The sequence below is a fragment of the Cellvibrio sp. PSBB023 genome (genome assembly GCF_002007605.1).
Lineage (GTDB): Bacteria > Pseudomonadota > Gammaproteobacteria > Pseudomonadales > Cellvibrionaceae > Cellvibrio.
In genome coordinates this window covers 934,118-945,915 of the sequence record NZ_CP019799.1, presented here as the reverse complement: position 1 = coordinate 945,915, position 11,798 = coordinate 934,118, and the positions used below count along the sequence as shown (strand labels likewise).

The following is an 11,798-nucleotide window of genomic DNA, read 5'->3' as shown; positions in this document are numbered from 1 at the left end:
GAAGGCAGCGATTGCCGCCCTCTATTCCCACCCCATAAATTAAATATCAGCTTTTGTAACGACTGGATAAAAACGCCTTGAACTTGGCACCAACCTCAGAATGACGCTCACCATAGATAACATTGGCAGCCAAATAACCCAACTTGGTTCCACAGTCATGGCTGCGACCAATCAATTGATACGCCTCAACAGTCTCAAGCCCCAACAAGGTATCCAGCGCATCTGTAAGCTGGATCTCGCCGCCGGCACCGGGCAAGGTTTTCGCCAACAGATCCCACACCGTACGAGAAAGCACATAACGACCAACAATAGCCATATTAGAAGGCGCATCATCCACAGGCGGTTTTTCCACCATCGCGCGGATAGCCGCTGTTTTACCTGACGGGATATCGACACCCGAACAATCTACAACACCATATTTATCAACCTGATCATGGGGTACCTGCTCAACCAAAATCTGGCTAAACCCAGTTTCCTCAAAACGGCGCGTCATACCGGCAAGATTGTCCTGCTTTAAATTACATTCAGCGTTATCAACCAACACATCCGGTAAGAGCACAGCGAATGGTTCATCACCCACAACGGACTTTGCACACAATATTGCATGCCCCAAGCCTTTAGCCTCTGCTTGACGAACAGAAATAACAGTTAACCCTGGTGGCGTTATGGAGCGAACCTCCGCCAGCAATGAGCGCTTCAAGCGAGCCTCAAGCTGAGCCTCCAACTCAAAACTGGTATCAAAGTGGTTTTCAATTGCATTTTTACTGGCATGAGTTACCAAAACAATTTCTTTTATACCGGCCGCCGCTGCCTCTTCAATCACATACTGAATAAGCGGCTTATCGACAACAGGTAGCATTTCCTTTGGAATTGCTTTGGTTGCAGGCAGCATACGCGTACCCAAACCTGCAACAGGAATAACCGCTTTTTTAACTTGCATATAATTGTCCTTGGAAGAGTATGTTTTTAACTGTTGAGTAAATTAAGTATTTCTATTGTTTTTTGATGAAGCAAATCCTTATCAGCACGGCTTTCCAAATTTAAACGAACCACTGGCTCGGTATTTGACATACGCAGATTAAAGCGCCATGCATCGAATTCCATACTGATACCATCCGTTCTGTCAACAGCATTTACCTCCTCGCCATAATGCTGAAAAACCCTTTCTATTGCCTGCTGAGCATCAGGCACATGCACATTAATTTCACCGGGCGACGGAAATTTTTCAATTCTATCCTTAAGCAGGGAAGACAAGGGCCGCCCTTTGTGCGACACCAGCTCACACACAAGCAACCAGGGAATCATCCCACTATCACAATAAAAGAAGTCTTTAAAATAGTGATGAGCACTCATCTCACCACCATATATTGCATCCTCTGCGCGCATACGCTCTTTAATAAAAGCATGCCCCGTTTTTGATTGAACTGCGTGACCTGCATTACCACCAACTATATCGATGGTATTCCATGTCAAGCGCGGGTCATGAATGATTTTTGCACCCGGATTTTTATGCAAAAAAGCTTCAGCCAACAAACCAACGATGTAATAACCCTCTGTAAATGCTCCTGTCTCATCAAATAAGAAACAGCGGTCAAAATCACCATCCCATGCGATTCCCATGTCTGCCTTGTGAGCGATAACAGCATCTGCCGTAGCAGCCCTATTTTCAATTAATAAGGGATTTGGGATGCCGTTAGGAAATGCACCATTTGGCTCATGGTTGATCTTGATAAATTCAAAGGGTAAATATTTTTCCAGTGCATCAATGACATGACCAGCTGCACCATTGCCCGCATTCACAACCAAACGCAATGGCTTTAACTCCGAGACATCTACATACTTCAGAAGATGCTTTATATACTCATCGACAATACTGACTTCACGCAGCTCACCCCTGGCAGCAGGATTAACAGGGAGAAACTTATTGGCCTCAGCAAGCACCTTGATTTGATTTAGCCCTGTATCACCACTGATTGGTCTGGAATTCTCGCGAACCAATTTCATGCCGTTGTAATCAATAGGGTTATGACTTGCCGTGATCTCTATCCCACCATCAACTTGTAGATGACTGACTGCAAAATAAATCTCTTCTGTTCCACTCATGCCTATATCAAGAACATCGACCCCCTCGTCACGCAAACCATTGCCAAGAGCAAGTTTGAGTGAATTGCTGGTGAGCCGAACATCGCCACCCACTACAACGACTTTGGGGCTTAAAAACTGCGCGTAGGCGCGGCCAATCCGGTACGCAATATCTTCATTGAGCTCTTCACCCAATTTTCCACGAATATCATAAGCTTTGAAGCAAGTTAGGGGCATTCTGAATCTCACTTGATATTTTCAGGAGCCCACTGTGTATGTTTTGAAAACATTGTTATCTGCGCAATCCCATCAAGGAGACTACTGTTAAATATAGTAAAGCATTCTTACCGTTTGTTGACGCGAGGTCAATAAACTATGTGCGATGACCAATAGCCGCCAGCATTTTGGCGAAAACCTGCTCAATTGTCATTGATGTACTATCAATAACAATCGCATCCTCTGCGGGACGAAGCGGAGACACGGCACGATTGGAGTCTCTCTCATCGCGCTCTTGGATATCTTTAATTAATGAGGTCATCTCGACAGGATCACCTTTTGCGATCAACTGTTTATAACGTCGCTCAGCTCTTGCTTCCGCACTGGCGGTGAGAAAGAGCTTTGTTTGTGCCGCAGGAAATACTGTAGTTCCCATGTCCCTGCCATCGGCAATCAACCCGGGAAGCACTGCAAACTCACGCTGGCGCTCCAACAATGCAGCGCGAACGGCGGGATAAGCAGCAATCTGTGACGCTGCCATACTGACTGACTCCTGGCGAATCGCGGAGGTCACATCTCGCCCAACCAATAAAATAGTCGTCTTGTTTCCCGACACCTTAAAAACCACATCCAGCGTCGACGCTATTTGCGCCACCAACTGTTCGTTATTCAAATCCACACCGCTATTCAATGCAGCAAGAGCGACGAGACGATAAAGTGCGCCACTATCCAGCAGATGGTACCCCGTATAGCTGGCCAACATTTGGCTCAGAGTGCCCTTACCTGCTCCACTTGGCCCATCGATAGTAATAACAACTGGTAAATCTGTATCCATTGGGAAACCTGCTGATAAAAACGGGAGCAATCAAATAGTATGTAATGACTGGATAATAGACTGACATGTAGCAACAGGATCTGGTGACTGGGTAATAGGCCGGCCAATAACCAAATAGCTGCTACCCGCCGCAATGGCAGCGGATGGCGTCAAGGTACGACGCTGGTCGTCGGCAGGAGAAGAATCCAAACGAATACCTGGTGTAACCAAACAAAAGTCTGTGCCGAAGCGTGTACGCATCACACTGGACTCCTGAGCTGAACACACAATACCATCCAGCCCACAGCGTTGGGTTAATTGTGCCAACATCATTACATGTTCCTCTGGCGATCGATCGATTCCTACACCCGCCAAATCAACAGCATCCATACTGGTCAGGACAGTCACTGCAATCAGCAGCGGTCGCTGACCTGAACGCTGTTCTAATATTTCACGTGCAGCCGTCATCATGCGCTCACCGCCCGACGCATGGACATTGACCATCCAAACGCCCAACTCGGCAGCAGCTTTAACCGCCTTGGCGGTGGTATTGGGAATATCATGGAATTTGAGATCGAGGAACACGTCAAAACCAAGTACCATTAACTGCTCAACGATCCGAGGCCCACAGGCAGTAAACAGTTCTTTCCCCACCTTTAAACGGCAATCCTTGGGAGACAGTCGCTTCGCCATGGCAATACATTGCTCGGCATTATCAAAATCCATGGCGACAACAATTCTTGGACCGTAAACAGACATTTCTTAGCCTCATAGACAACAAAAAGCCCAGCTAAATGCTGGGCCTCTATTAAAACAAAAAATACCACAAACTTCATTGGTTAGCCCATCGGATAGAGCTGCCAATTGAAATTATATGCGGATGTTTTCCCGATTCAGCGACAACGTCGCTTCGCCGATACCTTTCACCTCAAGCAACTGGTCCACACTTTTGAATGCGCCATTCTCTGTGCGCCAGGCAACGATTGCCTCTGCCTTTTTAACACCAATACCTTTGAGTTTGGTCAACTCAGCCACATCAGCAGTATTAATGTTAACAGCTCCCTGTTCTGCCACAGCCTGTGACTTGACAGTTGGAGTTACATTCGGCGCGGAATCGGCAGCAATGGCGAAGGTGGAAACAAAGCCCAAGGTTAAAACGGCGAGAAGGGAAAGAAAATTTTTCATAAGAACTCCTTGTAAGATTATTGATAACACACCCCAATCAAGAGTGTGCGGCGATACGATAAATAGCATCACGGCAGCAGAACAGCCGACATCATCCAATTATCATGTGCGATATTGCCCATAGAACACTCAAAACTGGAACCAGATCTCATAAAAAGGCCCGCTATTGCGGGCTTAATAAAATCAACGCACTAAGGAATCCGCCCTATTACTTTGATAGCAACGTTTTCAAATCAGCAGCTCCCCAATGAGGAAAGTGTTTGCGAATCAGCGCATTTAATTCGAGTTCAAAATCACTGTAGGACGCAGTGCTCTCTTCAGTAGCCTCCAACTGCTCCACGACCATACCGGCACCTACTGTGATATTCGTTAAGCGATCGATAACAATAAAAGCACCTGTCGCCCTGTTGTTGGTGTACTTATCTGCAACAACCGGCTGGGTCAGCACTAAATCAACAACGGCAATATCATTTAACTGAAGCTGCTCAACCTGGGAGTGCTCTTGGGTATTTACATCAACGCGGTAATCGATTGACTCAATCACACCACTGACTAATTTACTGGCAAATTTGAACAAATATTCTGAATTGGCTTTTGTTGCCTTTTCAGCCATCCACACAATGTGTGCTTTCAAGTGATTGGATTGAGGAACGGTATCTTTTGCCAGAACCAGCATATCACCGCGACTGACATCCACTTCTGTGGTTAGGGTCAAAGTGACGGCTTGACCTGTAAATGCCTCTTGCAAATCACCGTCATAAGTCACAATCGATTTTACAACACTGGTTTTGCCTGATGGCAGCACTCGTACCTCATCGCCAACACGCACAACGCCCGATGCAACATTGCCACAAAAACCACGGAAATCCAGATTGGGACGATTGACGTATTGCACAGGAAAGCGGAAATCTGTGTAGTTTTTATCGCCGGCAATTGGCACTGACTCAAAAATTTCCATCAATGTCTGGCCGGTGTACCAAGGCGAACGCTCTGAGCGATTCACCACATTGTCACCATCCAACGCAGAAATAGGCACAAACATCACATTGTTCATACCCAACTTAACGGCAAAGTCCAAATAGTCCTGTTTGATTTTTTCAAACACCGATTGATCAAAGCCCAATAAGTCCATTTTGTTTACAGCAACAACAATGTGCTTAATACCCAACAACGAGGCAATATAACTATGGCGACGAGTTTGTGTTACAACACCGTAGCGGGCATCAATTAATATAATTGCCAAATCGCATGTGGATGCACCTGTCGCCATGTTGCGCGTGTACTGCTCATGGCCGGGAGTGTCGGCAATAATAAATTTACGCTTCGCGGTAGAAAAATAACGGTATGCCACATCGATGGTAATGCCCTGCTCACGTTCGGCTTGTAAACCATCAACCAAGAGCGCCAAATCAATCTTTTCGCCTGTGGTTCCGTGCTTCACGCTATCGGAGCGAATCGCTTCCAACTGATCTTCATAAATCATTTTGGAGTCGTGCAGCAAACGGCCAATCAATGTACTTTTACCATCATCAACACTGCCGCAGGTGAGAAAACGCAGCAGTTCTTTTTGTTCGTGTTGAGCAAGATAAGCGTTGATATCTTGTGCAATCAGTTCAGACTGATGACTCATAGGAATCTCTTTCGTATCAGTAAAATTCAGTAATTCAGAAAGTGTTTATGCGCACAGCAAGTAGCGCGACTAGAAATAACCTTCTTGTTTTTTCTTTTCCATGGAGCCCGAGCTGTCGTGATCAATCACGCGACCTTGGCGCTCAGAGGTGGTTGTAAGCAACATTTCCTGGATAATTTCCGGCAGTGTTGTCGCTTCTGATTCGACGGCACCCGTCAATGGATAGCAGCCCAATGTACGGAAGCGCACCATTTTTTCTTCGACTTTGTCGTTTGGACCTATGGGCATACGATCATCATCAACCATGATCAAAGTGCCATCGCGTTCTACCACCGGACGCTTGGCCGCAAAATACAGAGGCACGATAGGGATATTTTCCAAATGGATGTACTGCCATATATCCAACTCAGTCCAGTTTGATAAGGGGAACACACGAATGCTTTCACCTTTATCAACACGGCCGTTGTAGATATTCCACAATTCAGGGCGCTGATTTTTGGGATCCCAACGATGGTTTTTGTCGCGGAATGAATAAACGCGCTCTTTCGCACGCGACTTCTCTTCATCGCGACGGGCACCGCCAAAAGCAGCATCAAAACCATACTTATTCAGCGCTTGCTTCAAGCCCTGGGTTTTCATGATGTCAGTGTGTTTGGCACTGCCATGGGTAAATGGACCAACCCCCATATCAACCCCCTCCTGGTTGATATGAACAATCAAATCCCAACCTAATTCTTTAATGCGCTGATCGCGAAATTCAATCATTTCGCGGAATTTCCATGTGGTATCCACATGCAGCATAGGAAATGGTGGCTTACCGGGAAAGAATGCCTTCATTGTTAGGTGCATCATGACGGCAGAGTCTTTACCCACCGAGTAGAGCATGACAGGCTTGTCAAATTCAGCAGCTACTTCGCGGATAATATGGATACTTTCAGCTTCAAGCTGCTTGAGGTGAGTCAAGTTGTAGTTTGACATTCAATAGTTACCAGATTGGGTTCAGCGTTGGCAAATGGACACAAGTGTTTAAAAAACAACAGTGATTATATAGAGCCGCGACGCAAGGTTTAATGACTAATTGTTTCTAAGGTTATTCCCAATAGTTTGGTGAAAAAACAAACTATTCCTTTTTGGTGGATACCTGGCGCTGTGCCAGCATCACAGTAAATTCATCACGGGCTTCTTTTGCCCGGCTAAATACTTTCAGCAAGTAATCGCTATCCTCATGCTCGATGCTGCTACGCAAACGCGAGAGGTTGTCGATAAACAAATCCATGGATTGCAAAATCGCAACTTTATTAGCACGCATGATGTCATGCCACATCACCGGATCACTGGATGCAATGCGGGTAAAATCGCGAAAACCACCTGCGGCATAACGAAAAATATTCGGGTTATGAATATCCTGCGCCAAGGTATCCACCAGTGAATAGGCAATTACATGCGGGAGATGGCTGGTCGCCCCCAGAACTTCATCATGCTCTTCCACCGACATGGTTAATACTTCAGCACCCACGGCTTGCCACATAGCAGACACCAAAGCCAAATCCTGTGCGCTGGTATTGGAAAATGGGGTGAGGATAACGCGATGGTTTTCATAGAGGTTAGGATTAGCGGCCGTAACGCCACTCTTTTCCGAACCAGCAATCGGGTGCCCGAGAACAAGCTGGGGAGGAATCACGCCAAAGACTTGTTCTGCTGCACGCTGCACGCTGCCTTTTACACTGGCGCCATCGGTAATAGTTACATCCGGTGAAATAAAATCCTTTATTTCCTGTAACACGGCGGTGACAGATAAAGTGGGTACGGAGATAAAAATAACATCCCCCTTACCCAGCTCGCTCGCCACATCACGCAATGAGGTATAAGCACGAGCGACCACACCGCGAGCGACGGCCTCGTCGCAGGTTTCTGGTTTGCGCGCGATACCAATGACTTCGGCACAAGCACCGCGCTGGGTTAAACCTGTTGCGAGGCTACCACCAATAAGACCGATACCCACAACAACAAACTTATTGATCAAAGGTTGCGACATAACGAATTACAAAACCGCTTTAGGGTATGAGCCAAGCAACTTTAAATCAGCGCAGCGGCTGGCAACTTCTTTCATGACATCGCTGATAAGTGGCTCATCAACATGCCCCACAAAATCAATAAAGAAGACATAAGTCCATGCGCCGGTACGGGATGGTCGTGTTTCCACACGGGTCAAGTCGATATTGTGACGATGAAACGGCTCCAGCAAATTGTGCAGCGCCCCCGGTTCATTACGCATCGCAACGACGATGGAGGTTTTATCTACACCGCTTTGTGGCACAGACTGTTTGCCAATAATAAGAAAACGTGTGGAGTTATCCGGTTGGTCTTCAATTTTTTCGGCAATCAACTTCAAACCGTACAAGTCTGCTGCCATGGAACCGGCAATTGCCGCCGCATTCCACTCACCTTTAAGGCGCTTTGCAGCTTCGGCGTTACTGTTAACCGCAATACGCTCTGCTTTTGGATAATGCGCATCCAACCACTTGCGGCACTGCGCCAGAGATTGTGAGTGGGAATAAATACGCGAAATACTGCTGGTGTTAGTCACATCAGACACCATCAAATTATGGTGAATACGCAACTCAACTTCGCCACATATTTTGAGATTGGAGCCCATAAAGTTATCAAGGGTGTGATTAACCACACCTTCGGTGGAGTTTTCTACAGGTACGACACCATAATTAACAGCACCGGCCTCAACTTCTCGAAACACCTCATCTATAGCAGAAAAAGGTATGGCAATGGCTGAATGACCAAAATGCTTTAACGCAGCCTGCTGGGTAAATGTACCTTCAGGCCCGAGGTAAGCCACTTTGATGGGGTTTTCGAGCGCCAGACAAGCAGACATGATCTCACGGAACAAACGTGCCATTTCTTCATTGCTTAGCGGCCCTTTGTTGCGCTCCATTGCTTTGCGCAACACCTGGGCTTCACGCTCGGGGCGATAAAAAAGGATGTCAGCATCAGCCGGAAGATTGGCCTTTTTTACATCGGCGACTTCCTGCGCGCATTCGGCGCGCGCAGAAATAAGGCGACCAATTTCCTCATCGATCGCATCAATCTTGATGCGTAATGCCGATAATTTTTCAGCTTCCGTTTGTTCGATTGACATAGCTAAACTCGCCAATTATTCATCAACAGCGTCGTCGCCCGAGGTATCATCAATTACCTCATCCGCAACACCATCATCAGCCAACACATCAGCATCATCGCCTTCGGCGCGAGCTAACTCACGCTTGGCGTTTTCATCAGCGCTTTCTTCAATGCGCTCCAAGCCTTGCATGCGTTCGCCATCTTTCAGTTTGATCAGGCGCACCCCTTGGGTGTTACGACTCAATACGGAGACCTCATCCACACGGGTACGAACCATGGTGCCTTGATCAGAAATCAGCATGATTTCTTCGCCATCAAACACCTGCACTGCGCCAACCAACTGGCCATTACGCTCGGTCGTTTGCATGCCGATCACACCTTGCGAGCCACGGCCTTTGGCCGGGAATTCGCCCACTTCAGTACGCTTGCCATAACCATTTTCGCTCACGGTTAATACCTGACCATTTTCCATCGGTATAACCATGCCGACTACACGTTGGCCTTCAGCCAAACGAATACCGCGCACACCGCGCGAGGTACGGCCCATTGCACGCACTTGTGACTCACGGAAGCGCGCCGCCTTACCCGAGCTTGAGAACAGGATGACATCGCATGAACCATTGGTGATAGCTGTGCCCACCAAGGTATCGCCCTCATCCAATTCAATTGCACGCAAACCGACGCTGCGTTGACGCGAGAATTGCGTGAGCGCAGTTTTCTTCACAGTACCGTTAGCGGTAGTCATAAAGATAAATTTGTCGTCGTCGTAAGATTTCACCGGTAAGATCGAGGTAATGCGTTCACCCTCTTCCAGCGACGGCAACAAATTGATTACCGGACGGCCACGCGACTGGCGACCGGCAACAGGAATCATGTAAACCTTCAGCCAATACACCTTACCGGCGTTGGTGAACAACAACACTGTATCGTGTGTGCTGGCGATCAATAAGTGCTGAACATAATCTTCGTCTTTCACCGCGGTAGCAGATTTGCCCATACCGCCGCGACGCTGGGCCTGATAATCATCCAACGGCTGGCTCTTCGCATAACCACCGTGAGAAATAGTCACAACGCGATCTTCAACATTGATTAGATCTTCAGTGGTCAAATCGAGCGTCGAAGCAACAATTTCGGTGCGGCGCTTATCACCGTAGTCATTAATAACTTGCGTTAATTCTTCACGGATAACTTCCATCAAGCGCAGCGCATTGCCAAGAATTTCGAGGAACTCTGCTATCTGGATTAATTTTTCGTCGTATTCAGCGAGCAGCTTGTCGTGCTCCATTCCAGTCAAGCGATGTAAACGTAATTCAAGGATGGCCTGTGCTTGCGCTGCTGATAAATAATAATGTCCATCACGCATACCAAACTCAGCACCCAAATCTTCAGGGCGGCAGGCATCTTCACCAGCACGCTCCAGATAAGGCGCCATTTCGGCAGCATTCCAACCGCGGCCCATCAAACTGTCTTTTGCTTCTGCAGGTGATGCAGAGTTTTTAATCAGCGCGATAACTTCATCAATATTGGAGATCGCAACCGCCAAGCCTTCCAAAATGTGGCCACGCTCGCGCGCTTTGCGCAGCAAATATACGGTGCGACGCGTAACCACTTCGCGGCGATGCTTAACAAACGCTTCGAGCAGCTGCTTGAGGTTGAGAATTTTTGGTTGGCCGTCATCCAGCGCAACGATGTTGACACCAAAGGTGGTTTGCAACTGGGTTTGGGCGTAGAGATTATTCAGCAGCACATCTGCCGCTTCACTCTTTTTAACTTCAATAACGATGCGCATACCGTCTTTGTCGGACTCATCGCGCAGTTCGCTAATGCCTTCAATTTTCTTTTCTTTTACCAACTCGGCAATGCGCTCAATCAAACGCGCCTTATTCAATTGGTAGGGAATTTCGTGAATGATGATGGTTTCACGACCCGTTTTTTCGTCACGCTCAATCTCTGCCTTGGCGCGTACGATAATACTGCCGCGACCGGTGCGATAAGCCTGCACAATGCCAGCACGACCATTAATGATGGCGCCCGTCGGGAAATCCGGCCCAGGGATAAACTCCATGAGTTCATCAATGGTGATATCCGGGTTATTAATCAGCTCCAAACAGCCCTGAACAACCTCTTTCAGGTTGTGCGGAGGAATGTTGGTCGCCATACCAACGGCGATACCCGAGGAGCCATTGACCAACAGGTTGGGAATACGAGTCGGCATAACCGCAGGGATTTGCTCGGTGCCATCATAGTTAGGCACAAAGTCGACGGTTTCTTTATCCAGGTCTGCCAGCAAGTCATGGGCAATTTTTGCCATACGGATTTCGGTATAACGCATGGCCGCCGCGCGGTCACCGTCCACCGAACCAAAGTTGCCTTGGCCATCAACCAACATATAACGCAAGGAAAATGGCTGAGCCATACGGACGATGGTGTCGTATACCGCTGTATCACCGTGGGGATGGTATTTACCGATTACATCACCCACCACACGGGCAGATTTCTTGTAAGGCTTATTCCAATCGTTGTTAAGTTCGCTCATCGCAAACAGCACACGACGATGCACGGGCTTCAAACCATCGCGCACATCGGGCAAGGCACGGCCAACAATTACGCTCATGGCGTAATCAAGGTAGGACTGTTTGAGTTCGTCTTCGATACTTACCGGTGATATTTCTTTGGCGAATTCGACCATGGGATGACAGCTTTCCTTTTTATTAAAGCTTTGGTTATGGTGATTGCTGG

10 protein-coding genes are annotated in these 11,798 nt (G+C 47.5%); all 10 read right to left on the bottom strand.

Features of this window, described 5'->3' with window-relative positions:
* Positions 1 to 46: 46 nt before the first annotated feature.
* The gene (gene galU / locus B0D95_RS04290) at positions 47 to 940 is read right to left on the bottom strand and encodes a UTP--glucose-1-phosphate uridylyltransferase GalU (protein WP_078042747.1); all 894 of its coding nucleotides are present in this window, start codon (positions 938 to 940) and stop codon (positions 47 to 49) included.
* 26 nt (positions 941 to 966) lie between these two features.
* Complete coding sequence (locus B0D95_RS04285) at positions 967 to 2,319, bottom strand: phosphomannomutase (protein WP_078042746.1); 1,353 nt, start codon at positions 2,317 to 2,319, stop codon at positions 967 to 969.
* 136 nt (positions 2,320 to 2,455) lie between these two features.
* Complete coding sequence (cmk, locus tag B0D95_RS04280; protein WP_078042745.1) at positions 2,456 to 3,133, bottom strand: (d)CMP kinase; 678 nt, start codon at positions 3,131 to 3,133, stop codon at positions 2,456 to 2,458.
* A 30-nt stretch (positions 3,134 to 3,163) separates the two neighbouring features.
* Positions 3,164 to 3,871, bottom strand: coding sequence for an orotidine-5'-phosphate decarboxylase (gene pyrF / locus B0D95_RS04275; RefSeq protein ID WP_078042744.1), 708 nt, complete (start codon positions 3,869 to 3,871; stop codon positions 3,164 to 3,166).
* Positions 3,872 to 3,982: 111 nt separating this feature from the next.
* Positions 3,983 to 4,297: a ComEA family DNA-binding protein gene (locus B0D95_RS21100; protein WP_078042743.1), complete on the bottom strand. Its 315-nt coding sequence runs from the start codon at positions 4,295 to 4,297 to the stop codon at positions 3,983 to 3,985.
* A gap of 208 nt (positions 4,298 to 4,505) precedes the next feature.
* Entirely contained in the window at positions 4,506 to 5,927 is a 1,422-nt protein-coding gene (cysN, locus tag B0D95_RS04265; RefSeq protein WP_078042742.1) for a sulfate adenylyltransferase subunit CysN, read from the bottom strand.
* 69 nt (positions 5,928 to 5,996) lie between these two features.
* Complete coding sequence (gene cysD / locus B0D95_RS04260; protein ID WP_078042741.1) at positions 5,997 to 6,905, bottom strand: sulfate adenylyltransferase subunit CysD; 909 nt, start codon at positions 6,903 to 6,905, stop codon at positions 5,997 to 5,999.
* Between the two features lie 142 nt (positions 6,906 to 7,047).
* Positions 7,048 to 7,962, bottom strand: coding sequence for a prephenate dehydrogenase/arogenate dehydrogenase family protein (locus B0D95_RS04255; RefSeq protein ID WP_078042740.1), 915 nt, complete (start codon positions 7,960 to 7,962; stop codon positions 7,048 to 7,050).
* A 6-nt stretch (positions 7,963 to 7,968) separates the two neighbouring features.
* Positions 7,969 to 9,078 carry a prephenate dehydratase gene (gene pheA, locus B0D95_RS04250; RefSeq protein WP_078042739.1) on the bottom strand — a complete coding sequence of 370 codons (1,110 nt, stop codon included), beginning with the start codon at positions 9,076 to 9,078 and terminating at the stop codon, positions 7,969 to 7,971.
* 15 nt (positions 9,079 to 9,093) lie between these two features.
* Positions 9,094 to 11,748: a DNA gyrase subunit A gene (gyrA, locus tag B0D95_RS04245; protein ID WP_078042738.1), complete on the bottom strand. Its 2,655-nt coding sequence runs from the start codon at positions 11,746 to 11,748 to the stop codon at positions 9,094 to 9,096.
* Positions 11,749 to 11,798 lie beyond the last annotated feature (50 nt).